We start from the raw sequence: 25,461 nt of genomic DNA, 5'->3' as shown, positions 1-25,461 counted from the left end.
AATGTAATGAATCCAATCTATGAGAACCATTCTAAATCAAATTATCATGGATAAACAGAAAGATATGCAACTTCTGTTAACATAAAAAGCAATAGTACAGGCAGGAAATAGTTTAGCATTTTTTACTGAATGTGAAATGCTTTTTCAGTGATTTCTGTTAAAAATATGTAAATTCGCGCTGCGTAATATGTTGATGCACATCACATAATTATCTGCAGACCGGTCAAAAAGAGTATCAAAATGCGTTTAACAATTATTCTGGTTGCTCCAGCCAGAGCCGAAAATATTGGCGCGGCAGCGCGTGCGATGAAAACCATGGGATTCACACAAATGCGAATCGTTGATAGCGAGGCTCATCTGGCGCCAGCGACGCGATGGGTGGCACATGGTTCAGGTGACATTATTGATAATATTAACGTTTTTCCAACGTTAGCCGATGCGTTGCACGACGTTGATTTTACCATCGCCACCACGGCTCGTAGCCGCGCGAAGTTCCATTATTACGCCACGCCGGTCGAGCTGGTTCCCCTGTTACAGGAAAAATCAACGTGGATGGATCACGCCGCGTTAGTGTTCGGTCGTGAAGATTCAGGCCTGACAAACGAAGAATTGGCGCTAGCGGATGTGCTAACCGGCGTGCCGATGGTGGCTGACTACCCTTCACTGAATTTGGGTCAGGCGGTGATGGTCTATTGCTATCAATTAGCAGGTTTAATACAACAACCGGCAAAAAACATTGAGGTGACGGATGAGCTTCAGTTGCAGGCGTTACGTGCCCGGGTTTTGCAATTATTAGCCACGCTGGACGTTGCGGATGATATCAAGCTCACGGATTGGCTACAGCAGCGGATGGGGTTGTTAGGGCAGCGAGATACAGCAATGTTGCACCGTTTTTTACATGATATCGAAAAAAACATTACAAAATAAAATGTCTTCTTTGTTTTGTTTTTTAGTGTTTGATTCTGACTTCAAGTGGGGTGCGCATGCTGTATTGGTTGAAAATAAAAGGGCAAGCAGTTGCTCGTGAACAAGTTTCGGAATGTGATCAATTTAAAAATTTATTGACTTAGGTCAGCAGATACTTTAACCCTAAAAGAATACAAGACAGGTCATAAATAATTACAGAGCACACAACATCATGAAACGCATCAGCATCACCATTACAACAACCATCACCATTACCACAGGTAACGGTGCGGGCTGACGCGTACAGGAAACACAAGAAAAAGCCCGCACCTAAACAGTGCGGGCTTTTTTTTCGACCAAAGGCAACGAGGTAAACCATGCGAGTGTTGAAGTTCGGCGGTACATCAGTGGCAAATGCAGAGCGCTTTCTGCGAGTTGCCGATATTCTGGAAAGCAATGCCAGGCAGGGGCAGGTCGCGACTGTTCTTTCTGCCCCCGCAAAAATTACCAACCATCTGGTGGCGATGATTGAGAAGACCATCGGTGGTCAGGACGCTTTAGCCAATATCAGTGACGCCGAACGTATTTTCTCAGAGCTTTTGGTTGGTCTCGCCGCCGCGCAGCCGGGCTTTCCGCTGACGCAGCTTAAAGCCTTCGTTGAACAAGAATTTGCCCAAATTAAACATGTCCTGCACGGTATCAGCCTGCTGGGACAGTGCCCGGACAGCATTAACGCTGCGCTTATTTGCCGTGGCGAAAAAATGTCGATCGCTATCATGGCCGGCCTGCTGGAGGCGCGCGGGCATCACGTTACCGTTATCGATCCGGTTGAGAAATTACTGGCGGTAGGTCATTACCTCGAATCTACCGTTGATATCACCGAATCTACGCGTCGCATCGCAGCCAGCCGTATTCCAGCAGATCATATGATTTTGATGGCAGGCTTTACTGCCGGGAATGAAAAAGGTGAGTTGGTGGTGTTGGGGCGCAATGGCTCTGACTACTCTGCCGCTGTGCTGGCTGCCTGTTTACGCGCGGACTGTTGTGAGATCTGGACCGATGTCGACGGCGTATATACCTGCGATCCGCGCCAGGTACCCGATGCCCGGCTGTTGAAGTCGATGTCTTATCAGGAAGCGATGGAGCTTTCTTACTTTGGCGCCAAAGTTCTGCATCCGCGCACCATTACTCCAATTGCCCAGTTCCAGATCCCGTGCCTGATTAAAAATACCGGCAATCCGCAAGCGCCAGGTACACTGATCGGCGCCAGCAGCGATGAGGACGATTTGCCGGTAAAAGGTATTTCTAACCTCAACAACATGGCGATGTTTAGCGTCTCCGGCCCAGGAATGAAAGGCATGGTGGGCATGGCGGCACGCGTTTTCGCCGCGATGTCGCGTGCGGGCATCTCGGTGGTGCTGATCACCCAATCCTCTTCTGAATACAGCATCAGCTTCTGCGTCCCACAGGGCGACTGTGTGCGAGCGCAGCGGGCGATGCAGGATGAGTTCTACCTCGAGCTGAAAGAAGGCCTGTTAGAGCCGCTGGCGGTGACTGAGCGTCTGGCGATCATCTCAGTGGTTGGTGATGGTATGCGTACGCTACGCGGCATCTCGGCGAAATTCTTTGCCGCGCTGGCTCGTGCGAACATCAACATCGTGGCGATCGCCCAGGGGTCGTCCGAGCGTTCTATTTCGGTGGTAGTGAACAACGATGACGCGACCACCGGCGTACGCGTTACCCATCAGATGCTGTTCAACACCGACCAGGTGATTGAAGTGTTTGTGATTGGCGTAGGCGGAGTGGGTGGTGCGCTGCTGGAACAGCTTAAACGTCAGCAGACCTGGCTCAAAAAGAAACATATCGATCTGCGCGTGTGCGGGGTAGCGAACTCGAAGGCTCTGCTGACCAACGTCCACGGTTTGAATCTGGAAAACTGGCAATCGGAACTGGAGTGCGCGAAAGAGCCTTTCAACCTTGGGCGCCTCATTCGTCTGGTGAAAGAATATCATCTGCTCAACCCGGTGATTGTCGACTGTACCTCAAGCCAGGCAGTGGCGGATCAGTATGCTGACTTCCTGCGCGAAGGTTTCCACGTGGTCACGCCGAACAAAAAAGCCAACACGTCGTCGATGGATTACTACCATCAGCTGCGTTTCGCCGCGGCGAAGTCGCGTCGTAAATTCCTGTACGACACCAACGTGGGCGCAGGATTACCGGTTATTGAGAATCTGCAAAACCTGCTTAGCGCGGGTGATGAGCTACAGCGTTTCTCCGGCATTCTTTCCGGTTCGCTGTCGTTTATTTTCGGCAAACTGGATGAAGGCATGAGCTTCTCGCAGGCCACCACAATGGCGCGGGAACTGGGCTATACCGAACCCGATCCGCGTGACGATCTTTCCGGTACGGATGTGGCGCGTAAGCTGCTGATCCTGGCCCGTGAAACCGGTCGTGAGCTGGAGCTTTCTGACATTGTCATTGAGCCGGTCCTGCCAAAAGCGTTTGATGATTCCGGTGATGTTTCCGCGTTTATGGCGAAATTGTCGCAACTGGACGATGAGTTTGCCGCCCGTGTCGCGAAAGCCCGTGATGAGGGTAAAGTATTGCGCTATGTTGGCAATATTGAAGAGGACGGCGTCTGTCGTGTGAAGATTGATGCGGTAGATGGCAACGATCCGCTGTTCAAGGTGAAAAACGGTGAAAACGCGCTGGCGTTCTACAGCCATTACTATCAGCCATTACCGCTGGTGCTGCGCGGATATGGTGCGGGTAATGATGTCACCGCGGCAGGGGTATTTGCCGATCTTCTTCGCACCCTTTCATGGAAGTTAGGAGTCTGACATGGTGAGAGTTTATGCCCCGGCTTCCAGTGCCAATATGAGCGTCGGGTTTGATGTGCTTGGCGCGGCGGTCACCCCTGTAGATGGTTCACTGTTGGGTGACGTGGTCTCGGTTGAGGCGGCAGACCAGTTCAGCCTGAACAACCTCGGGCGCTTTGCGAATAAGCTGCCGTCAGCGCCGCGGGAAAATATCGTCTATCAGTGCTGGGAGCGTTTTTGTCAGGAACTGGGTAAAACCGTTCCGGTGGCGATGACGCTGGAAAAAAATATGCCGATTGGTTCTGGCTTAGGCTCCAGCGCCTGTTCCGTGGTGGCCGCACTGGTGGCGATGAACGAATATTGCGGTAAACCGCTCAACGATACGCGACTGTTGGCAATTATGGGCGAACTGGAAGGGCGTATTTCCGGCAGTATTCATTACGATAACGTCGCCCCGTGCTTTTTGGGCGGCATGCAGTTAATGATCGAAGAAAACGGCATTATCAGCCAGCAGGTGCCAGGCTTTGATGAGTGGCTGTGGGTGCTGGCGTATCCGGGCATTAAAGTGTCGACGGCGGAAGCGCGGGCGATTCTACCTGCGCAGTATCGTCGTCAGGACTGTATTGCCCACGGGCGGCATCTGGCTGGGTTTATCCACGCCTGCTATTCCCGCCAGCCTCTTCTGGCAGCGAAACTGATGAAGGACGTCATTGCTGAGCCATACCGTACCCGCTTGCTGCCCGGCTTTAGTCAGGCGCGTCAGGCGGTAGCGGAAATCGGCGCGCTGGCCAGCGGCATTTCCGGATCAGGGCCAACGCTGTTCGCCTTATGCGATAAGCCGGATACGGCACAGCGCGTAGCAGACTGGCTGGGTAAAAATTACCTGCAAAATCAGGAAGGCTTTGTTCATATTTGCCGGCTGGACACGGCGGGCGCACGGGTACTGGGATAATCAATGAAACTCTATAATCTGAAAGATCACAACGAACAGGTCAGCTTTGCGCAGGCCGTCACGCAAGGGCTTGGCAAGAATCAGGGATTGTTTTTTCCGCACGATCTGCCGGAATTTAATCTGACAGAAGTGGATGAGATGCTGAACCAGGATTTCGTTAGCCGCAGTGCTAAGATCCTTTCCGCATTCATTGGCACAGAGATCCCACAAGAGATCCTGGAAGAACGCGTGCGAGCGGCATTTGCATTTCCGGCACCGGTTGCTCAGGTCGAAGGTGATGTCGGCTGTCTGGAGCTGTTCCATGGTCCGACACTGGCGTTTAAAGACTTTGGCGGGCGCTTTATGGCGCAAATGCTAACGCACATCAGCGGCGACAAACCGGTGACTATCCTGACCGCGACATCCGGAGACACCGGGGCGGCGGTTGCACATGCTTTTTATGGCCTGAAAAATGTGCGTGTGGTGATCCTCTACCCAAATGGCAAGATCAGCCCATTGCAGGAGAAACTGTTCTGTACGCTGGGCGGCAATATTGAAACCGTCGCGATTGATGGTGATTTTGATGCCTGCCAGGCGCTGGTGAAACAGGCGTTTGATGATGAAGAGCTGAAGGCGGCTCTGGGGCTGAATTCCGCTAACTCCATCAACATCAGCCGCCTGCTGGCGCAAATCTGCTACTACTTTGAAGCCGTGGCTCAACTGCCGCAGGAAGCGCGTAACCAACTGGTTATTTCTGTTCCCAGCGGTAACTTTGGCGATCTGACTGCGGGTCTGCTGGCGAAATCACTGGGCTTACCGGTGAAGCGCTTTATTGCGGCAACTAACGTCAACGATACGGTTCCCCGCTTTCTTGCCGAAGGCGAGTGGGCGCCGAAAGCGACTCAGGCAACCTTATCGAACGCCATGGACGTCAGCCAGCCAAACAACTGGCCGCGTGTGGAGGAACTGTTCCGCCGTAAAATATGGCGCCTGAATGAACTGGGTTATGCCGCTGTCGACGATGCGACGACCCAGGACACTATGCGTGAGTTACATGAGATAGGTTATACCTCAGAACCGCATGCTGCGGTGGCGTATCGTGCACTGCGTGACCAGTTGAATCCGGGCGAATATGGCCTGTTCCTTGGCACCGCACATCCGGCGAAATTTAAAGAAAGCGTTGAACAGATTCTGAATGTCACGCTGGATCTGCCAAAAGAGCTGGCTGAACGTGCAGACTTACCGCTGCTCTCTCATCATTTGCCTGCTGATTTTGCCGCGCTGCGTCAACTGATGATGACCCGCAGTTAATTGTTGTGCCCGGTGACACTCTGCTTACCGGGCCGACGAGACCTGTTATCCGGTAACAGGTAGGCGATGCTTGCTAACAATCTGAGTCGGGTTTTACCCGGCTTTTTTTATGGAGAAAATAAGGAGGAAATAGGGAGCGAAAAAGGAGAAATTCCCAATAAATGCGCTAACTTAGAGATTAGGATTGCGGAGGATAATAACGTTCATTCCCTTCACGTAATCTCCTTTTATCGACCCGATAAGGGCAATGATAAAAAGGAGTCACCAATGAAAAAATTCAAACCTGTGCTTCTTGCGCTTTCTATGATGCTGGTTGCTCCCCTTGCCGTACAGGCGGCTGAAATTACTCTGGTACCGGCGGTTAAATTACAGATTGGCGATCGTGATAGCCGGGGTAACTACTGGGATGGCGGGAACTGGCGCGATCACGGTTGGTGGGGAAACCACTATGAGTGGCGGGATCATCGCTGGCAACCTCACGGACCGCGCCCACAGCCACACAACAACCGCTATGATGATCATCATAACGATCGCCGCGACGACCACCGTCCAGGACCGAACGGGCACCATTAAGTTTGTGCTGTCGGATAAGGCGGATCCTTATCCGACATGTACTACATTATTGCTCGTGGCGCTTAAACACCAGTTCGCCATTCCCTGATGCTTCTTCATCAAAGAAATAGCCGTCGCTGTTAAACGCAGTCAGTTGCTTAGGCTTCGTCAGACGATGTTGAATAATGTAGCGACTCATCAGGCCGCGGGCTTTTTTGGCATAGAAGCTGATGACTTTGAATTTGCCGTTCTTCTCGTCAAGGAAGACGGGTTTGATCAGTTCTGCGTTCAGCTTTTTCGGCTTCACGGATTTAAAATACTCGTCTGAGGCGAGGTTAATCACCACGTTATCACCTTGTGCTTCCAGCGCTTCGTTAAGCTTATCGGTGATAGTATCTCCCCAGAACTGATAGAGATCTTTACCTTTTGCATTGGCCAGACGAATGCCCATCTCCAGACGGTAGGGTTGCATCAAATCCAGCGGGCGCAGAACACCATACAGCCCGGACAGCATGCGTAAGTGCTGCTGAGCGAAATCGAAATCCGCTTCGCTGAAGGTTTCCGCCTGTAATCCGGTGTACACGTCACCTTTGAACGCCAGAATGGCCTGACGCGCATTGTCCGGTGTGAAGTCTGGCTGCCAGTCATGGAAACGGGTTGCGTTCAGATCCGCCAGCTTATCGCTAATTCCCATCAGCTTGCCGATCTGCGGCGCAGAGAGTTGACGTGCCACGTGAATAAGCTGCTGAGAGTGATCCAGCAGTTCGGGCAACGTATGACGTGTGGTTGCCAGCGGACTTTGGTAGTCGAGCGTTTTTGCAGGTGAAATCAGAATCAGCATATCCAGTCCTTGCAGGAAATTTACTGCGACTTTAGCAAAAAAAACGACAGAATTGATCGATGGTTGTGATTGCCGCGCTATTCGCGCGGCGTCTCATCCCAGCTATCCGGCGCAAGCTGTTGTCTGATCTCAGGATAACGGCGCGGATCAAATTCCGGGCGCACACCGAGTTTGCGCTGACGCAGATAGTCGCTGGCAAGGGTATGAACAACCGGGGAGAGCAGCAGAATCGCCGTCAGGTTCGTTATCGCCATACAGGCCATGATGATGTCGGCGAGCTGCCAGACCAGCGGGAAGCTGACTACGGTGCCTGCGATCACGGTACTGACGGTAGCAATACGCAACAGCCAGACAACCCGGATATTGTCCAGACGTAAAAAGACCAGGTTGTTTTCCGCATAAATGTAGTTAGCCACGATAGAGCTGAAGGCAAACAGAATCACAATAAATGCGACAAACCCAGCTCCCCATTCGCCGGTCAGTGAGACCATGGCCTTCTGCATCAACTGGATGCCTTCCATTGGAATATAGGTCGTGCCATTCCCCGCCAGAAGAATAATCATGGCGCTGGCCGTACAGATAATCAGCGTATCACCTAACACACCGATCATTTGCACAATGCCTTGCGCCGCGGGATGCGGTGGCCAGGAGGCAGCTGAAGCTGCGGCGTTAGGTGTTGAGCCCATTCCCGCTTCATTAGAGAACATACCGCGTTGAAAACCGCTGGCAATGGCCTGACTCAGTGTATAACCAGCTACGCCGGCAGCAGCTTCCTGCCACCCTAAAGCACTTTTTACGATGTTGACGATGATCTCGGGGATCTGCCCGATATGCCAAAGACAGATAGTAAGGCTGCAACCGACCCACAGTAGCGCCATGATCGGCACAAACCATTGCATCAGACGAGCAACACCTTTAATACCGCCAATGATCACCAGGAATGACAGTATCGCCAAAGCGATGCCGGAAGCGAGGGGAGGGATGTCGAACGCAAATGCCAATGCGCGGGAGACAGAGTTTGCCTGCACGCTGTTAAAAATCAGGCCGTATGCGATGAGCAAAAAGAGGGCAAAGAGTACGCCCATCCAGCGCATACCCAGACCGCGCGCCATATACCATGCTGGCCCACCGCGGTACTGCCCCTTACTATCGCGTTCTTTATACAGTTGCGCGAGTGAGCACTCGGCAAAGGAGGTCGCCATGCCAATGATCGCCGAGACCCACATCCAGAAGACGGCCCCTGCGCCACCCGCGGCGATCGCCAGGGCAACCCCGGCGAGGTTTCCGCTGCCAATACGAGCTGCGAGACTGGTACACAATGCCTGAAACGAGGTTAAGCCACCCGGTTGCGGGCTGAGGCTGTTTTTAAGACTTTTGCCAAAATGGCGAATGTAGCGAAACTGAACAAACCCGGTACGCCAGGTGAACCAACATCCTGCGCCAAGCAGGAGGTAGATCATCACCGATCCCCAGAGTATTTCATTAATAAACGAGAAAAAATCAGGCATTAACATCCCTCTTGTTGATGCCGGTACGCGCTAATATTCCCATGTAAGCGCTACCAATTATCGAACAGTATATACCTTGTCAGGAGATTGATTGCGGGAGTTTACCATAACAATGGGTATAACCCTTAATTGCGCATCAGGGGCTTTAAGATGCGTAATCGGGAATGAGCAGTGAGTTGGACAATCCCGGCGGTTGCGCTGAGAGTGCGTCGTGCTATCATCAGGGAAGATCGGTTACATCCCCCTAACAAGCTGTTTAAAGAGAATCGCTATCATGACGGACAAATTGACCTCCCTTCGTCAGTTCACCACAGTAGTGGCCGACACCGGAGACATCGCGGCAATGAAGCTGTATCAGCCTCAGGATGCCACAACTAACCCTTCTCTCATTCTTAACGCAGCGCAGATCCCGGAATACCGCAAGCTGATCGATGACGCTGTGGCATGGGCTAAGCAGCAGAGCGACGATCGTGCTCAGCAGATCGTCGATGCGACGGACAAACTGGCGGTAAATATCGGTCTGGAGATCCTGAAACTGGTCCCGGGTCGTATCTCTACTGAAGTTGATGCTCGCCTGTCCTACGACACCGACGCGTCTATCGCGAAAGCAAAACGTCTGATCAAACTGTACAACGATGCTGGCATCAGCAACGATCGCATTCTGATCAAACTGGCTTCTACCTGGCAGGGTATCCGTGCCGCTGAGCAGCTGGAAAAAGAAGGTATCAACTGTAACCTGACTCTGCTGTTCTCCTTCGCGCAGGCGCGTGCATGTGCAGAAGCAGGCGTATACCTGATTTCTCCGTTCGTTGGCCGTATTCTTGACTGGTACAAAGCCAATACTGACAAGAAAGAGTACGCACCGGCAGAAGATCCGGGTGTGGTTTCCGTAACGGAAATCTACGAGTACTACAAACAGCACGGTTACGAAACCGTCGTCATGGGCGCAAGCTTCCGTAACATCGGCGAAATCATTGAGCTGGCGGGCTGCGATCGTCTGACCATTGCTCCGGCACTGCTGAAAGAGCTGGCGGAAAGCGAAGGCGCTATCGAACGTAAACTGTCCTTCTCTGGCGAAGTGAAAGCGCGTCCTGCACGCATCACTGAAGCTGAGTTCCTGTGGCAGCACAACCAGGATCCGATGGCTGTAGACAAACTGGCGGACGGTATCCGTAAGTTTGCTGTAGACCAGGGTAAACTGGAAAAAATGATCGGCGATCTGCTGTAATCATTAGAGCGTGGCCCTGACAGGGGTCACGCTACCTCTTCTGAAACCTGTCTGTCCTTCCCTTCGCAGTGTATCATTCTGTTTAACGAGACTGTTTAAACGGAATAATCATGAACACTTTACGCATTGGCCTGGTTTCCATTTCCGATCGCGCCTCCAGTGGCGTTTACCAGGATAAGGGTATCCCGGCTCTTGAAGCGTGGCTGGCGTCTGCCCTTACAACTCCTTTTGAACTGCAAACGCGGTTGATCCCGGATGAACAAGCGATCATCGAACAGACCTTATGCGAGCTGGTGGATGAAATGAGCTGTCATCTGGTGCTGACGACCGGTGGTACCGGTCCGGCACGTCGCGATGTGACGCCTGATGCCACGCTGGCTGTTGCCGACCGCCAAATGCCAGGGTTTGGTGAGCAAATGCGCCAGATTAGCTTGCACTTTGTACCGACGGCTATTCTCTCCCGCCAGGTTGGGGTCATTCGCAAGCAGGCGCTGATCCTGAATCTGCCTGGACAGCCAAAATCGATCAAAGAAACGCTGGAAGGCGTAAAAGATGCCGACGGTAAGGTTATCGTGCCGGGTATCTTTGCGAGTGTACCGTATTGTATACAGTTGTTGGATGGGCCGTATGTGGAAACTGCACCGGCTGTCGTAGCATCTTTTCGACCTAAAAGCGCAATACGCGATACAAACGCCTGAAAGTAGTCTATTCGTGATATAAATAGCAATCACGGTGGAGTATTGAATTGTTTACGATATAGTAATTTTTGCTTTACATATATCGACGAACAGATTCAATTACTCCACTGACTCATGGTTTGCTATGTCACAACACTCTCGACCGCTGAATCGCCAGGATTATAAAACCCTAACGCTTGCTGCCCTCGGTGGGGCGTTGGAGTTTTATGATTTCATTATTTTTGTCTTCTTTGCCGCCGTCGTTGGCGAACTCTTCTTCCCCGCTGACATCCCGGAATGGCTACGTCAGGTGCAAACCTTCGGTATTTTTGCCGCAGGCTATCTGGCCCGTCCGCTGGGCGGCATCATCATGGCGCACTTTGGCGATCTGGTCGGGCGCAAGAAAATGTTCACCTTGAGCATTTTGCTGATGGCGATACCGACGCTGGCAATTGGTTTGCTACCCACTTATGCCTCAATGGGGATCGTTGCGCCGCTGCTGTTACTACTGATGCGCATTTTGCAAGGCGCAGCCATTGGCGGAGAAGTGCCGGGCGCGTGGGTATTCGTGGCGGAACACGTACCGGAGCGTCGCATCGGCATTGCCTGTGGCACGCTGACCGCCGGACTGACGGTGGGAATTCTGCTGGGGTCGGTGGTTGCGACGCTGGTGAACACCGGCCTGACGCAGCAGGCGGTGCATGACTACGGCTGGCGTATCCCGTTCCTGCTGGGCGGGGCGTTTGGGCTGGTGGCGATGTATCTGCGCCGTTGGCTGCAGGAAACGCCTATCTTCCTTGAAATGCAGCAGCGTAAGGCGCTGGCACAGGAATTGCCGGTGAAGTCGGTGGTGAGCAAGCATAAAAAAGCGGTGGTTATTTCAATGCTGCTGACCTGGCTGTTATCGGCCGGGATTGTGGTGGTGATCCTGATGTCGCCCGTCTGGTTGCAGAAGCAATATGGATTTGCCCCGGCGCTGACGTTACAGGCGAACAGTGTCGCTACTATTATGCTGTGCGTGGGTTGTCTGCTGGCCGGATTGATTGTCGACAGGGTTGGTGCCAGCAAAACCTTCATTATCGGTAGCTTACTGTTGGCCTGTTCCAGTTGGTTCTTCTATCACCTGACCGGTAGCCACACTGAGCATCTGTTCCTGTTGTACGGACTGGTGGGGTTGTGTGTTGGTGTGGTGGGGGCTGTTCCTTATGTCATGGTGCGGGCGTTTCCAGCAGAAGTGCGCTTTACCGGCATCTCCTTTTCCTACAACGTTTCCTATGCCATTTTTGGTGGTCTGACGCCAATCGCCGTGACGATGTTAATGAGCGTGTCGCCAATGGCTCCGGCCTGGTATGTGCTGGCGTTATCGCTGGTGGGATTAGGTCTGGGGATTTGGCTGCGGCAGGATATTTATCATCACGATGCGAGCGCGCAGGGGGCGTTACAGCGCTTGTAAGGAATATCCCCCCGAAAGGGGGGATAACGTCGATTAGTGCGCTTCACCAATCGGCAGGATGGTACGACCAAACTGTTCGTTCAGTACTTCACCCATCGCCAGGTAAACGGCGCTTGCGCCACACACCAGGCCAACCCAACCTGCAACGTGGATAATGGCTTCATTACCGACAATGTTGCCAACGGCCAGCAGTGCGAACAGCACCGTCAGGCTCAGGAAGACAAACTGTAATGCGCGGGCGGCTTTCAACGTGCCGAAGAACATGAACAGAGTGAACACACCCCACAGACCTAGGTATACGCCCAGGAACTGACCATTTGTTGCCTCTGCCAGGCCCATTTTCGGCATGATCAGGATCGCAACCAGCGTCAGCCAGAACGAACCGTAGGAGGTAAAGGCGGTTAAACCGAAGGTATTGCCTTTTTTATATTCCAGCAGGCCGGCAAAAATTTGCGCGATACCGCCGTAGAAAATTCCCATCGCCAGAATAATAACATCAAAGGCGAAGAAACCCGCGTTGTGCAGGTTAAGCAGAATGGTGGTCATGCCAAAGCCCATCAGGCCCAGCGGTGCCGGATTAGCCAACTTAGTGTTGCCCATAATTCCTCAAAATCATCATTGATTGAATGGTGAAATAGTTTCCCCGAATAACGATCACAGTCTTCGGGGCGCGGCATGATAATCAGGGGAGAGGGCACTGTCTATGATCTAACGAAGGGAAAATGAATTATTTTCCCCTGTGACGAGCATCACGCTTGTGAGGTGTTGATTATTCGGCGCAGACAGGCGATTTGCAGCACGGCCGGAATGGTGACCCGATAGGCACTTCCACTCACGGCTTTTACGCCGTTTAAGGCAGCCCCCACTGGGCCGCCAAGCCCTGCGCCGCGCAAGAGTCCGTGCCCGATGACGCTAACTGCAGCGTGCGTACGCAAAATTCGGGTTAACTGGCCGGAGAGCAGGTGAGACACCCCTTTTGCCAGATTGCGGTCTTTCATTAATAGCGGCAACAGTTCTTCCAGCTCAGAGACTTTTGCATCGACCGCCTGCAGAAATTCTTGCTTGTGCTCAGCATCCATTTTTTGCCAGGTGTTGCGTAAAAAATGTTCCAGTAGATACTGTTCAATTTCGAACGTAGACATCTCTTTGTCTGCTTTGAGCTTTAGCCGCTTTGAGACATCCAGCAAAATCGCCCGGTATAATTTCCCGTGTCCGCGCAATTTGTTGGCAATACTGTCACCGCCGTAATGTTGAAGCTCGCCTGCGATTAATTGCCAGTTGCGGCGGTGCTGTTCCGGGTGTCCTTCCATCGATTTAAACAATTCGTTATGACTCAGAACGCTCGACAGGCGGGCTTTCCCTTTTTCGTTATGGGTGAGTAAACGGGTGATGTCGGCGAGTTGCTCCTCACTACAATGCTGGAGAAAAGCGAGATCGTCGTCATTCAAATACGTGACATTCATACTGAGTTCTACTTATGCAGAAGGGATTAGTCGTCGCCAATGATTTTCAACGTTGCCATATCAGACGAGTTTACCGACTGACCAGAGAAGGTAATTTTGGAGACACAGCGTTTGTTGTCGTTGTCGCTATTAATATTGATCCAATTGGTGGTCTGCCCCTCTTTAATGGATGAAGGGACATTCAGGCTTTGACTGGCCATGCGTGCAGCTTTGAAATAAACAGACGCACCGCTCAGGTGGATATCGCCACGGTCGGCGGTGAGCTGGATGCGTTTCACTACGCGGCAAACGGGAATTTTAAGTGTCAGATCGTTGGTTTCATTTCTGGGCATCGCAATCATACCGAGAACTTTATGATCGTTAGCGTGCGCGGCGCTGCTCAGTAGAAGACCCGCCAACAGGCTGGCGGGAAGTGTTAATGCGGCTTTCATGGTGTTTCTCTTAGGCGGGTTCAAAAATATGTTCGTTGCCGTCATCTTAACGCCGCCAGAAAAATGATTCATTCCTGTAATCTTTTCTTTTTATTACAATTTTTAGATGAATGATTGGTTTTTTGTTATTGGCTTTGTGTATACATTTTGGGTGGTGATTATTCGCAATTGTACATTTCAGCCATTTTTCCCTCATTTTATTGCCACGACGCTAAAAAAAATTTTCATGCCCCCCTTGATGACGTGGGTTACGACCCCATCTTGTAGACAACCGCAGTGGTGAGTCTGAAAAAAAACGATTCAGGGTAGTTGAAACCGCACGTTTCGCCCTTATTACAGATTCACAACCACATGATGACCGAATTTTTAGTGGAGACGTTTAGATGGGTAAAATTATTGGTATCGACCTGGGTACTACCAACTCTTGTGTAGCGATTATGGATGGCACTACTGCACGTGTGCTGGAGAACGCCGAGGGCGATCGCACCACGCCTTCTATCATTGCTTATACCCAGGATGGTGAAACTCTGGTTGGTCAGCCGGCTAAACGTCAGGCAGTGACAAACCCGCAAAACACCCTGTTTGCGATTAAACGCCTGATTGGCCGCCGCTTCCAGGACGAAGAAGTACAGCGTGATGAAGCCATCATGCCGTACAAAATCATCGGTGCTGACAACGGTGATGCATGGATTGACGTAAAAGGTCAGAAAATGGCACCGCCGCAGATTTCTGCTGAAGTGCTGAAAAAAATGAAGAAAACCGCTGAAGATTACCTGGGTGAACCGGTAACTGAAGCCGTTATCACCGTTCCTGCATACTTTAACGATGCTCAGCGTCAGGCAACCAAAGACGCCGGCCGTATCGCAGGTCTGGAAGTAAAACGTATCATCAACGAACCGACTGCCGCTGCGCTGGCTTACGGTCTGGATAAAGAAGTCGGCAACCGTACTATCGCGGTTTATGACCTCGGTGGTGGTACTTTCGATATCTCTATTATCGAAATCGACGAAGTTGACGGCGAGAAAACCTTCGAAGTTCTGGCAACCAACGGTGATACCCACCTGGGTGGTGAAGACTTCGACAGCCGTATGATCAACTACCTGGTTGACGAATTTAAGAAAGATCAGGGTATCGACCTGCGTAACGACCCGCTGGCGATGCAGCGTCTGAAAGAAGCCGCTGAGAAAGCGAAGATTGAACTGTCTTCCGCTCAGCAGACCGACGTGAACCTGCCGTACATCACTGCAGACGCGACCGGTCCGAAACACATGAACATCAAAGTGACTCGTGCGAAACTGGAAAGCCTGGTTGAAGACCTGGTTAACCGTTCTATCGAGCCGCTGAAAGTAGCTCTGCAGGATGCTGGTCTGTCTGTTTCCGACGTTCAGGATGTCATCCTGGTTGGTGGTCAGACGCGTATGCCAATGGTTCAGAAGAAAGTTGCTGAGTTCTTCGGTAAAGAGCCGCGTAAAGACGTTAACCCGGACGAAGCAGTGGCAATTGGTGCTGCCGTTCAGGGTGGTGTATTGACCGGTGATGTGAAAGACGTGCTGCTGCTGGACGTTACTCCGCTGTCTCTGGGTATCGAAACCATGGGTGGCGTGATGACTCCACTGATCGCGAAAAACACCACTATCCCGACCAAGCACAGCCAGGTGTTCTCTACCGCTGAAGACAACCAGTCTGCGGTAACCATCCATGTGCTGCAGGGTGAACGTAAACGCGCCGCTGATAACAAAGATCTGGGTCAGTTTAATCTGGATGGTATCAGCCCGGCACCGCGCGGTATGCCGCAGATCGAAGTGACTTTTGACATCGACGCCGACGGTATCCTGCACGTTTCTGCGAAAGATAAAAACAGTGGTAAAGAGCAGAAGATCACCATCAAGGCTTCTTCTGGTCTGAACGAAGAAGAAATTCAGAAAATGGTTCGCGAAGCAGAAGCGAACGCGGAATCTGACCGTAAGTTCGAAGAGCTGGTTCAGACCCGCAACCAGGGCGACCATCTGCTGCACAGCACGCGTAAGCAGGTTGAAGAAGCCGGCGATAAACTGCCAGCTGACGACAAAACTGCCATCGAGTCTGCACTGACCGCGCTGGAAACGTCTCTGAAAGGCGAAGACAAAGCGGATATCGAAGCGAAAATGCAGGCACTGGCGCAGGTTTCCCAGAAACTGATGGAAATCGCTCAGCAGCAGCACGCACAGCAGCAGGCTGGTGCAGCAGGCGCTGATGCTTCTGCAAACAACGCGAAAGATGACGACGTTGTCGACGCTGAGTTTGAAGAAGTGAAAGACAAAAAATAATCGCCCTTTGAACGGGTAATTACTGGCACGGGCGAAGAGGTTTCCTCTCCGCCCGTGCACGCATGTTAGGGGCAGATAAAAAGAGATGGCTAAGCAAGACTATTACGAGATTTTAGGCGTTTCCAAATCAGCGGAAGAGCGTGAAATCAAAAAGGCCTACAAGCGCCTGGCCATGAAATTTCACCCGGACCGCAACCAGGGTGATAAAGAGGCCGAAGCCAAGTTTAAAGAGATCAAAGAAGCGTACGAGATCCTGACCGATGCGCAAAAACGTGCGGCTTACGATCAGTACGGTCATGCTGCGTTTGAGCAAGGCGGCATGGGCGGCGGCGGCGGTTTTGGCGGCGGGGCTGACTTCAGCGATATCTTTGGTGACGTGTTTGGCGATATTTTTGGCGGCGGTCGTGGTCGTCAGCGCGCCTCACGTGGTGCTGATTTACGTTACAACATGGATCTCACTCTGGAAGAAGCCGTGCGTGGCGTCACCAAAGAGATCCGTATTCCTACCCTGGAAGAGTGTGACGTTTGCCACGGCAGCGGTGCGAAGGCAGGCACTCAGCCGCAGACTTGTCCAACCTGTCATGGTTCTGGTCAGGTGCAGATGCGCCAGGGCTTTTTCGCCGTACAGCAGACCTGTCCACACTGTCAGGGCCGCGGTACGCTGATCAAAGATCCGTGCAACAAATGCCACGGTCATGGTCGCGTAGAGAAAAGTAAAACGCTGTCCGTTAAGATCCCGGCAGGGGTTGATACCGGTGACCGCATTCGCTTAGCGGGTGAAGGTGAAGCGGGCGAGCATGGCGCGCCGGCAGGTGATTTGTACGTTCAGGTGCAGGTAAAACAGCACCCAATTTTCGAACGTGAAGGCAATAACCTGTACTGCGAAGTGCCGATTAACTTTGCGATGGCTGCACTGGGTGGCGAGATTGAAGTCCCGACGCTGGACGGCCGTGTGAAGTTAAAAATTCCGGGTGAAACGCAAACGGGCAAACTGTTCCGTATGCGTGGTAAAGGCGTAAAATCTGTTCGCGGTGGTGCGCAGGGCGATCTGCTGTGTCGCGTAGTGGTTGAAACCCCGGTGGGTCTGAACGACAAACAGAAACAGTTACTGAAAGATCTGCAGGACAGCTTTGGCGGCCCGACCGGCGAGCAAAACAGTCCGCGTTCCAAAAGCTTCTTCGACGGTGTGAAGAAGTTCTTTGACGATCTGACGCGCTAATTACTGCCTTACATCTGATAAAAAGCCTGGGACTGAAAAGTTTCAGGCTTTTTTATTTCTATTTTCCGTTCGGAAAATCTTTATCAACTTTTCTTTTTTAGATCGTAAAAACCGATCTATCCATCATGAATAATCTAATTTTAACGAGCTTTTTGAGGGTGTAAGATAGTAATTACGAAGTATTCACCCAATAGAGAGAATAAAAGTGAAACATCTACATCGTTTTTTTAGTAGCGACGCCTCGGGCGGCATCATTCTGATCATCGCTGCAGCGGTAGCTATGTTGATGGCCAATATCGGGGTCACCAGTGGATGGTACCACGCCTTTCTGGAGACGCCCGTTCAACTGCGGGTTGGCGCGCTTGAGATCAACAAAAACATGCTGTTGTGGATCAACGATGCCTTGATGGCGGTGTTTTTCCTGCTGATCGGTCTGGAAGTGAAGCGTGAACTGATGCAGGGATCGCTTGCCAGTTTGCGTCAGGCGGCGTTCCCGATCATTGCGGCGATTGGCGGCATGATTGTTCCGGCGTTGCTGTATCTGGCATTTAACTATGCCGATCCCATCACTCGTGAAGGGTGGGCTATCCCTGCAGCAACGGATATTGCTTTTGCGTTAGGCGTGCTGGCGCTGCTGGGCAGTCGTGTCCCGCTGGCGCTGAAAATCTTCCTGATGGCGCTGGCGATTATTGATGACCTCGGCGCTATCGTGATTATTGCGTTGTTCTACACCAGCGACCTTTCACTGCTTTCGTTGGGGGTTGCCGCTCTGGCCATTGTTATCCTGGCTGCGTTGAATCTGTGTGGCGTAAGACGGACGGGTATTTACATTCTGGTCGGCGTGGTGCTGTGGACTGCGGTACTGAAATCTGGCGTGCACGCGACTCTAGCCGGGGTGATTGTGGGTTTCTTCATTCCGTTAAAGGAAAAACATGGGCGCTCACCGGCGAAGCGTCTGGAGCACGTCCTGCATCCGTGGGTGGCTTATCTGATTCTGCCACTGTTTGCCTTTGCTAACGCAGGTGTTTCGTTACAGGGCGTTACGCTGGATGGATTGACCTCGATTCTGCCGCTGGGAATTATCGCTGGCCTGCTCATCGGTAAGCCGCTGGGGATTAGCCTGTTCTGCTGGCTGGCGCTCCGCCTGAAGCTGGCACAGTTGCCTGAAGGCACGAATTTCCAGCAGATCATGGCGGTGGGTATTCTGTGCGGCATTGGTTTCACCATGTCGATTTTCATTGCCAGCCTGGCGTTTGGCAGCGTTGATCCAGCGCTGATTAACTGGGCAAAACTGGGGATCCTGATCGGTTCTTTGCTGTCGGCAGTGATCGGCTATTGCTGGTTACGCACTCGATTGAACATGTCAGCCTGATCGGCTGACGCTTTGTGACAATTTTCAGGGAGAGAGTATGTCTCATATCAATTACAACCACCTGTATTACTTCTGGCATGTGTATAAAGAAGGTTCGGTGGTTGGTGCAGCAGAAGCGCTTTATCTGACGCCACAGACCATTACTGGGCAGATTAAAGCGCTTGAGGAACGCTTACAGGGAAAATTGTTCAAGCGTAAGGGGCGCGGACTGGAGCCCAGTGAACTGGGTGAATTAGTCTTTCGCTATGCGGATAAAATGTTCACGTTAAGCCAGGAGATGCTGGATATCGTGAACTATCGCAAAGAGTCTAATTTATTGTTCGATGTCGGTGTGGCGGATGCGTTGTCAAAACAGCTGGTCAGCAGTGTGCTGGATGCCGCTGTGGTAGAAGATGAACAAATCCACCTGCGCTGCTTTGAATCTACGCATGAGATGCTGCTAGAGCAGCTCAGTCAGCACAAGCTGGATATGATTATCTCAGATTGTCCGATTGATTCGACGCAGCAGGAAGGTCTGTTCTCGGTGAAAATAGGCGAGTGCTGTGTCAGTTTTTGGTGCACGAATCCCTTGCCTGAGAAGCCATTTCCGGCCTGTCTTGAAGAGCGGCGATTGCTGATCCCTGGTCGTCGTTCAATGCTGGGGCGTAAGCTGCTGAACTGGATTAATTCTCAGGGGCTGAATGTTGAAATCCTCGGTGAGTTTGATGATGCTGCATTGATGAAAGCCTTTGGTGCCACGCACAATGCCATTTTCGTTGCGCCCACGCTCTATTCGAACAATTTCTATGCCGATGATTCGATTGTGGAGATTGGACGTGTGGAGAATGTGATGGAGGAATACCATGCCATTTTTGCGGAGAGAATGATCCAGCACCCGGCGGTGCAGCGTATTTGTAATGCGGACTATTCCGCGCTCTTTACGCCAGTGAGCAAATAAGCAGACATAAAAAAACCCGCTTGCGCGGGTTTTTTCACAAAGCGACAACAAGCAGGCGATTAAGCCAGTTTGTTGATCTGTGCAGTCAGGTTTGCTTTATGACGTGCAGCTTTGTTTTTGTGGATCAGACCTTTAGCAGCCTGACGGTCCACGATTGGTTGCATTTCGTTAAATGCTTTCAGTGCAGTAGCTTTGTCGCCAGCTTCGATAGCTGCGTATACTTTCTTGATGAAAGTACGCATCATAGAGCGACGGCTAGCGTTGTGCTTGCGGGCCTTTTCAGACTGAACGGCGCGCTTCTTAGCTGATTTGATATTAGCCAAGGTCCAACTCCCAAATGTGTTCTATATGGACAATTCAAAGGCCGAGGAATATGCCCTTTTAGCCTTCTTTTGTCAATGGATTTGTGCAAATAAGCGCCGTTTAAATTGCAGCACTCGTTGCGTAGTGATGGCGCAGGATTCTACCAGCTTGCGTGCTGTGAATACAGCTTTTCGATGAGAAAAATTGAATTGGTTTACCGGTGAAGGGCATCAATTTGTTTCATAACAATGAAAACAATCTTCTTTCTGTTTCGAGGAAACAATCGCCGGTTAACCTTGACCGCTGTACAGGGTATACTTTCACGATTTTCACTGTTTTGAGCCAGACATGAAGCTGATACGAGGCATACATAATCTCAGTCAGGCCCCGCATGGGTGTGTGCTGACTATTGGTAATTTCGACGGCGTGCACCGTGGCCACCGTGCCTTGTTGCAGGGCTTACGGGAAGAAGGGCGCAAACGCGGTCTGCCAGTGATGGTGATGATTTTCGAGCCACAGCCGCTGGAGCTGTTTGCGACGGATAAGTCGCCTGCGCGCCTTACCCGCCTGCGGGAAAAACTGCGTTATCTGGCCGAATGCGGCGTGGATTACGTGCTGTGCGTGCGTTTTGACAGGCGTTTCGCCGCATTAACGGCACAGACCTTTATCAGCGACCTGCTGGTGAAGCGCCTTGGTGTACAATTTCTTGCTGTTGGTGATGATTTCCGCTTTGGCGCTAGCCGTGCGGGCGATTTCTTGTTATTACAGGAAGCGGGCGCTGAGTATGGTTTTGATATCACCAGTACCCAAACCTTCTGTGAAGGCGGTGTGCGGATCAGCAGCACCGCGGTGCGTCAGGCGCTGGCAGACGATAACCTGCAACTGGCCGAAAGTTTGCTTGGACACCCTTTTACCATTTCAGGACGCGTCGTACACGGCGATGAACTGGGACGAACTATCGGTTTCCCGACGGCAAATTTACCGCTGCGTCGCCAGGTTTCCCCGGTGAAAGGGGTGTATGCGGTTGAAGTGATGGGATTGGGTGAAAAGCCTTATCCCGGCGTAGCTAACATTGGCACCCGCCCGACGGTTGCCGGTGTACGCCAGCAGTTGGAAGTGCATCTACTGGATGTTGCAATGGACCTCTACGGTCGCCATATAGATGTAGTACTGCGTAAAAAAATACGCAGCGAACAGCGATTTGCCTCGCTGGATGAGCTAAAAGCGCAGATTGCGCGTGATGAGTTGACTGCCCGCGAATTTTTTGGGCTAACAAAACCGGCTTAATGCCTATACGAGTTTTAAATACGGAACCGAGAATCTGATGAGTGACTATAAATCAACCCTGAATTTGCCGGAAACAGGGTTCCCGATGCGCGGCGATCTCGCCAAGCGCGAACCGGGAATGCTGGCGCGTTGGACTGATGATGACCTGTACGGCATCATTCGTGCGGCCAAAAAAGGCAAAAAAACCTTCATTCTGCATGATGGCCCTCCTTATGCGAATGGCAGCATTCATATTGGTCACTCGGTTAACAAGATTCTGAAAGACATTATCGTGAAGTCCAAGGGACTCACGGGCTATGACTCGCCTTACGTTCCGGGCTGGGACTGTCACGGTCTGCCGATCGAGCTGAAGGTGGAGCAGGAATACGGTAAGCCAGGTGAGAAGTTCACCGCTGCAGAGTTCCGTGCCAAGTGCCGCGAATACGCAGCGACCCAGGTTGACGGTCAGCGTAAAGACTTTATCCGTCTTGGCGTGCTGGGCGACTGGTCGCATCCGTACCTGACTATGGACTTCAAAACCGAAGCCAACATCATTCGTGCGCTGGGCAAAATCATCGGCAACGGTCACCTGCACAAAGGTGCGAAGCCGGTGCACTGGTGCGTTGACTGCCGTTCTGCGCTGGCGGAAGCGGAAGTTGAGTATTATGACAAAACGTCTCCATCTATTGACGTTGCGTTCCATGCGGCAGACCCGGACGCAGTAAAAGCAAAATTTGGCGTCTCTGATGTCAATGGCCCAGTCTCTCTGGTTATCTGGACCACCACCCCGTGGACGTTACCGGCGAACCGCGCAATTTCTCTGGCGCCTGACTTTGACTATGCGCTGGTACAGATGGACGGCCAGGCGGTGATTCTGGCAAAAGATCTGGTTGAAAGCGTGATGCAGCGTATTGGCGCGGCTGAATACACCATCCTTGGCACCGTCAAAGGCGCTGAGCTGGAACTGCTGCGCTTTACCCATCCGTTTATGGGCTTTGATGTGCCGGCAATTCTTGGCGATCACGTGACGCTGGATGCGGGTACCGGTGCGGTGCATACCGCTGGCGGCCACGGTCCGGATGACTACGTCATCAGCCAGAAATACGGTCTGGAAATCGCAAACCCGGTTGGCCCGGACGGCGCATACCTGGCGGGTACCTATCCGGATCTGGACGGTGTGAACGTCTTTAAAGCCAACGACAAAATCGTTGCGCTGCTGAGCGAAAAAGGCGCGTTGCTGCACGTTGAGAAGATGCAGCACAGCTATCCGTGCTGCTGGCGCCACAAGTCGCCGATCATCTTCCGTGCGACGCCGCAGTGGTTCGTCAGCATGGATCAGAAAGGCCTGCGCGCGCAGTCGCTGAAAGAGATCAAAGGCGTGCAGTGGATCCCTGACTGGGGCCAGGCGCGCATTGAATCGATGGTTGCCAACCGTCCTGACTGGTGTATCTCCCGTCAGCGTACGTGGGGCGTGCCGATGTCTTTGTTTGTCCACAAAGACACTGAAGAGCTGCATCCGCGCGCTGTCGAACTGATGGAAGAAGTCGCTAAACGCGTTGAAGTTGATGGCATCCAGGCGTGGTGGGATCTCGATCCGAAAGATATCCTCGGCGACGAAGCTGACCAGTATGTCAAAGTCCCGGATACGCTGGACGTGTGGTTTGACTCCGGTTCAACCCACTCATCCGTCGTTGACGTGCGTCCTGAGTTTGCAGGGCATGCGGCAGATATGTATCTGGAAGGCTCTGACCAGCACCGTGGTTGGTTCATGTCTTCTCTGATGATCTCCACCGCCATGAAAGGCAAAGCGCCTTACCGCCAGGTACTGACCCACGGTTTCACCGTCGATGGTCAGGGCCGTAAGATGTCCAAGTCTATCGGTAACACCGTTTCTCCGCAGGATGTGATGAACAAATTGGGCGCGGATATTCTGCGTCTGTGGGTGGCTTCTACCGACTATACCGGTGAAATGGCCGTTTCTGATGAAATCCTGAAACGTGCTGCCGACAGCTATCGTCGTATCCGTAACACCGCACGCTTCCTGCTGGCGAACCTGAACGGGTTCGATCCGGTTAAAGACATGGTGAAACCGGAAGAGATGGTGGTGTTGGACCGCTGGGCGGTAGGTTGTGCGCAGGCGGCTCAGGAAGAGATCCTGAAAGCTTACGAAGCCTATGACTTCCACGAAGTGGTACAGCGCCTGATGCGCTTCTGCTCCGTAGAAATGGGGTCGTTCTACCTCGACATCATCAAAGACCGTCAGTACACCGCGAAAGCGGACAGCGTGGCGCGTCGTAGCTGCCAGACTGCGCTGTTCCATATTGCCGAAGCGCTGGTTCGTTGGATGGCGCCGATCATGTCCTTCACCGCCGATGAAATCTGGGGTTACCTGCCGGGCTCCCGCGAGAAGTATGTCTTTACCGGTGAGTGGTACGACGGTCTGTTTGGCTTAGGCGAAACCGAAGCGATGAACGATGCCTACTGGGACGAGCTGCTGAAAGTACGTGGCGAAGTGAACAAGGTTATCGAGCAGGCGCGTGCAGATAAGAAAGTCGGTGGTTCTCTGGAAGCGGCAGTGACGCTGTACGCTGAACCAGAACTGGCGGCGAAACTGACCGCACTGGGCGAAGAGTTGCGTTTTGTTCTGCTGACCTCTGGTGCGACGGTTGCGGATTATGCTGCGGCTCCGGCTGATGCTCAGCAGAGCGAACTGCTGAAAGGTCTGAAAATCGTACTGAGTAAAGCCGAAGGTGAGAAGTGCCCGCGCTGCTGGCATTACACCACCGACGTCGGCCAGGTGGCGGAACACGCAGACATCTGCGGACGCTGTGTCAGCAACATCGCCGGTGATGGCGAACAACGTAAGTTTGCCTGATGAGTAAGCCTCTTTGTTCAACAGGGCTACGCTGGCTGTGGCTGGTGGTAGTCGTGCTGATTATCGACTTAGGCAGCAAATACCTGATCCTCCAGAACTTTGCTCTGGGGGATACGGTGTCGCTGTTCCCGTCGCTTAATCTGCACTACGCGCGTAACTATGGTGCGGCGTTTAGCTTCTTAGCTGACAGCGGTGGCTGGCAACGTTGGTTCTTTGCCGGGATCGCCATCGGTATTTGCGTCATCCTGATGGTGATGATGTACCGCGCTAAAGCGACGCAGAAGCTGAATAACATTGCGTATGCGTTAATCATCGGTGGTGCGCTGGGCAACCTGTTCGACCGCCTGTGGCACGGCTTTGTAGTTGATATGATTGACTTTTACGTCGGGGACTGGCATTTCGCGACCTTCAACCTGGCGGATACGGCGATTTGTATCGGCGCAGCGTTGATTGTTCTTGAAGGCTTCTTACCGTCGAAAGAGAAAAAAGCCGCATAAAAAATGCCGGATGGCGCTATGCTAATCCGGCCTACAATATACTGCGATCCTTGTTTGCCCGGTAAGCGTAGCGCCACCGGGCCTACAGTCGGCAGCAATTTTAAAGAGCAACCTGCATGTCAAAATCAGTACAGAGTAACAGTGCGGTGCTGGTGCACTTCACCCTCAAGCTCGACGATGGCTCCACCGCAGAGTCAACCCGCAATAACGGCAAGCCTGCGCTGTTTCGCCTGGGCGACGGTTCTCTGTCTGAAGGACTGGAGCAGCACCTGCTGGGCCTAAAAGAGGGCGATAAAACCACGTTCTCCCTGGAGCCTGATGCGGCCTTTGGTATCACCAGCCCGGACTTAATTCAGTATTTCTCGCGTCGGGAATTTATGGACGCGGGCGAGCCAGAAATTGGCGCAATCATGCTCTTTACCGCAATGGACGGCAGTGAGATGCCTGGTGTTATCCGCGAAATCAACGGTGATTCGATCACGGTTGATTTCAACCATCCACTGGCTGGGCATACCGTTCATTTTGATATTGAAGTGCTGGAAGTCGAACCAGTACTGGAGGCGTAA

Annotated in this window: 23 protein-coding genes, 1 pseudogene and 1 other annotated feature; of the genes and pseudogenes, 18 read left to right on the top strand and 6 right to left on the bottom strand. The window is 52.3% G+C overall.

Features of this window, described 5'->3' with window-relative positions:
* The first annotated feature begins 240 nt into the window (after nucleotides 1-240).
* From FDX19_RS18115 to FDX19_RS18090, 6 genes are all read left to right on the top strand, one after another.
* Nucleotides 241-927, top strand: coding sequence for a tRNA/rRNA methyltransferase (locus tag FDX19_RS18115; protein WP_137383789.1), 687 nt, complete (start codon nucleotides 241-243; stop codon nucleotides 925-927).
* A gap of 206 nt (nucleotides 928-1,133) precedes the next feature.
* Nucleotides 1,134-1,260 (top strand) — a sequence feature (Thr leader region).
* On the top strand, nucleotides 1,139-1,204 hold the full coding sequence (gene thrL / locus FDX19_RS18110) for a thr operon leader peptide (RefSeq protein ID WP_032337689.1): 66 nt from the start codon (nucleotides 1,139-1,141) through the stop codon (nucleotides 1,202-1,204). It overlaps the preceding feature by 66 nt.
* 23 nt (nucleotides 1,261-1,283) lie before the next feature.
* The gene (thrA, locus tag FDX19_RS18105) at nucleotides 1,284-3,746 is read left to right on the top strand and encodes a bifunctional aspartate kinase/homoserine dehydrogenase I (protein ID WP_137383788.1); all 2,463 of its coding nucleotides are present in this window, start codon (nucleotides 1,284-1,286) and stop codon (nucleotides 3,744-3,746) included.
* A gap of 1 nt (nucleotide 3,747) precedes the next feature.
* Nucleotides 3,748-4,677 carry a homoserine kinase gene (thrB, locus tag FDX19_RS18100; RefSeq protein WP_137383787.1) on the top strand — a complete coding sequence of 310 codons (930 nt, stop codon included), beginning with the start codon at nucleotides 3,748-3,750 and terminating at the stop codon, nucleotides 4,675-4,677.
* A gap of 3 nt (nucleotides 4,678-4,680) precedes the next feature.
* The gene (gene thrC / locus FDX19_RS18095; protein WP_137383786.1) at nucleotides 4,681-5,967 is read left to right on the top strand and encodes a threonine synthase; all 1,287 of its coding nucleotides are present in this window, start codon (nucleotides 4,681-4,683) and stop codon (nucleotides 5,965-5,967) included.
* A 267-nt stretch (nucleotides 5,968-6,234) separates the two neighbouring features.
* Nucleotides 6,235-6,540 carry a DUF2502 domain-containing protein gene (locus tag FDX19_RS18090; RefSeq protein ID WP_137383785.1) on the top strand — a complete coding sequence of 102 codons (306 nt, stop codon included), beginning with the start codon at nucleotides 6,235-6,237 and terminating at the stop codon, nucleotides 6,538-6,540.
* Nucleotides 6,541-6,586: 46 nt separating this feature from the next.
* Here FDX19_RS18090 and yaaA read toward each other — a convergent pair whose 3' ends face one another.
* Nucleotides 6,587-7,360 (bottom strand): peroxide stress protein YaaA, encoded by a 774-nt coding sequence (yaaA, locus tag FDX19_RS18085; RefSeq protein ID WP_137383784.1) that lies wholly within the window; start codon nucleotides 7,358-7,360, stop codon nucleotides 6,587-6,589.
* A gap of 77 nt (nucleotides 7,361-7,437) precedes the next feature.
* Nucleotides 7,438-8,868: a sodium:alanine symporter family protein gene (locus tag FDX19_RS18080; protein WP_137383783.1), complete on the bottom strand. Its 1,431-nt coding sequence runs from the start codon at nucleotides 8,866-8,868 to the stop codon at nucleotides 7,438-7,440.
* Nucleotides 8,869-9,142: 274 nt separating this feature from the next.
* Here FDX19_RS18080 and tal point away from each other — a divergent pair, with 274 nt between their 5' ends.
* The 3 genes from tal to FDX19_RS18065 all read left to right on the top strand — a co-directional run bounded on the left by tal (nucleotide 9,143) and on the right by FDX19_RS18065 (nucleotide 12,226).
* A complete protein-coding gene (gene tal, locus FDX19_RS18075) occupies nucleotides 9,143-10,096 on the top strand; it encodes a transaldolase (RefSeq protein WP_137383782.1) in 954 nt (317 codons plus the stop codon).
* Nucleotides 10,097-10,206: 110 nt separating this feature from the next.
* The gene (mog, locus tag FDX19_RS18070; RefSeq protein ID WP_137383781.1) at nucleotides 10,207-10,794 is read left to right on the top strand and encodes a molybdopterin adenylyltransferase; all 588 of its coding nucleotides are present in this window, start codon (nucleotides 10,207-10,209) and stop codon (nucleotides 10,792-10,794) included.
* Between the two features lie 124 nt (nucleotides 10,795-10,918).
* Nucleotides 10,919-12,226, top strand: a complete 1,308-nt coding sequence (locus FDX19_RS18065; protein ID WP_137383780.1) for an MFS transporter — start codon at nucleotides 10,919-10,921, stop codon at nucleotides 12,224-12,226.
* 33 nt (nucleotides 12,227-12,259) lie between these two features.
* Here FDX19_RS18065 and satP read toward each other — a convergent pair whose 3' ends face one another.
* From satP to FDX19_RS18050, 3 genes are all read right to left on the bottom strand, one after another.
* Nucleotides 12,260-12,826: an acetate uptake transporter gene (gene satP / locus FDX19_RS18060; protein WP_137383779.1), complete on the bottom strand. Its 567-nt coding sequence runs from the start codon at nucleotides 12,824-12,826 to the stop codon at nucleotides 12,260-12,262.
* Nucleotides 12,827-12,975: 149 nt separating this feature from the next.
* Complete coding sequence (gene msyB, locus FDX19_RS18055; RefSeq protein ID WP_137383778.1) at nucleotides 12,976-13,689, bottom strand: acidic protein MsyB; 714 nt, start codon at nucleotides 13,687-13,689, stop codon at nucleotides 12,976-12,978.
* Nucleotides 13,690-13,715: 26 nt separating this feature from the next.
* On the bottom strand, nucleotides 13,716-14,120 hold the full coding sequence (locus FDX19_RS18050) for a DUF2541 family protein (RefSeq protein ID WP_137383777.1): 405 nt from the start codon (nucleotides 14,118-14,120) through the stop codon (nucleotides 13,716-13,718).
* Between the two features lie 383 nt (nucleotides 14,121-14,503).
* On the opposite strand from FDX19_RS18050, the gene dnaK reads away from it, so the two are divergent.
* The 4 genes from dnaK to nhaR all read left to right on the top strand — a co-directional run bounded on the left by dnaK (nucleotide 14,504) and on the right by nhaR (nucleotide 19,954).
* On the top strand, nucleotides 14,504-16,426 hold the full coding sequence (gene dnaK / locus FDX19_RS18045; protein WP_003829739.1) for a molecular chaperone DnaK: 1,923 nt from the start codon (nucleotides 14,504-14,506) through the stop codon (nucleotides 16,424-16,426).
* Between the two features lie 85 nt (nucleotides 16,427-16,511).
* Nucleotides 16,512-17,645 (top strand): molecular chaperone DnaJ, encoded by a 1,134-nt coding sequence (dnaJ, locus tag FDX19_RS18040; RefSeq protein ID WP_003829737.1) that lies wholly within the window; start codon nucleotides 16,512-16,514, stop codon nucleotides 17,643-17,645.
* A 205-nt stretch (nucleotides 17,646-17,850) separates the two neighbouring features.
* Entirely contained in the window at nucleotides 17,851-19,017 is a 1,167-nt protein-coding gene (nhaA, locus tag FDX19_RS18035; protein ID WP_137383776.1) for a Na+/H+ antiporter NhaA, read from the top strand.
* 37 nt (nucleotides 19,018-19,054) lie between these two features.
* The gene (nhaR, locus tag FDX19_RS18030) at nucleotides 19,055-19,954 is read left to right on the top strand and encodes a transcriptional activator NhaR (RefSeq protein ID WP_137383775.1); all 900 of its coding nucleotides are present in this window, start codon (nucleotides 19,055-19,057) and stop codon (nucleotides 19,952-19,954) included.
* 59 nt (nucleotides 19,955-20,013) lie between these two features.
* Here nhaR and rpsT read toward each other — a convergent pair whose 3' ends face one another.
* Nucleotides 20,014-20,277, bottom strand: coding sequence for a 30S ribosomal protein S20 (rpsT, locus tag FDX19_RS18025; RefSeq protein WP_003018940.1), 264 nt, complete (start codon nucleotides 20,275-20,277; stop codon nucleotides 20,014-20,016).
* 105 nt (nucleotides 20,278-20,382) lie between these two features.
* On the opposite strand from rpsT, the pseudogene FDX19_RS25520 reads away from it, so the two are divergent.
* The 5 genes and pseudogenes from FDX19_RS25520 (at nucleotide 20,383) to fkpB (ending at nucleotide 25,461) form a co-directional block, all read left to right on the top strand.
* A pseudogene (locus FDX19_RS25520) lies at nucleotides 20,383-20,598 on the top strand (DUF2575 domain-containing protein).
* 7 nt (nucleotides 20,599-20,605) lie between these two features.
* Nucleotides 20,606-21,544, top strand: coding sequence for a bifunctional riboflavin kinase/FAD synthetase (gene ribF, locus FDX19_RS18015; protein WP_137383774.1), 939 nt, complete (start codon nucleotides 20,606-20,608; stop codon nucleotides 21,542-21,544).
* A gap of 37 nt (nucleotides 21,545-21,581) precedes the next feature.
* Nucleotides 21,582-24,398: an isoleucine--tRNA ligase gene (ileS, locus tag FDX19_RS18010; RefSeq protein WP_137383773.1), complete on the top strand. Its 2,817-nt coding sequence runs from the start codon at nucleotides 21,582-21,584 to the stop codon at nucleotides 24,396-24,398.
* Nucleotides 24,398-24,895 (top strand): signal peptidase II, encoded by a 498-nt coding sequence (gene lspA / locus FDX19_RS18005; RefSeq protein ID WP_137383772.1) that lies wholly within the window; start codon nucleotides 24,398-24,400, stop codon nucleotides 24,893-24,895. The genes ileS and lspA overlap by 1 nt, the downstream gene beginning before the upstream one ends.
* A gap of 116 nt (nucleotides 24,896-25,011) precedes the next feature.
* On the top strand, nucleotides 25,012-25,461 hold the full coding sequence (gene fkpB / locus FDX19_RS18000; RefSeq protein WP_137383771.1) for an FKBP-type peptidyl-prolyl cis-trans isomerase: 450 nt from the start codon (nucleotides 25,012-25,014) through the stop codon (nucleotides 25,459-25,461).

This window comes from Citrobacter sp. wls619 (genome assembly GCF_005281345.1).
Taxonomy (GTDB): Bacteria; Pseudomonadota; Gammaproteobacteria; order Enterobacterales; family Enterobacteriaceae; genus Citrobacter.
Note: the sequence above shows the minus strand (reverse complement) of the source record. Positions and strands in the feature narration are given on the sequence as shown.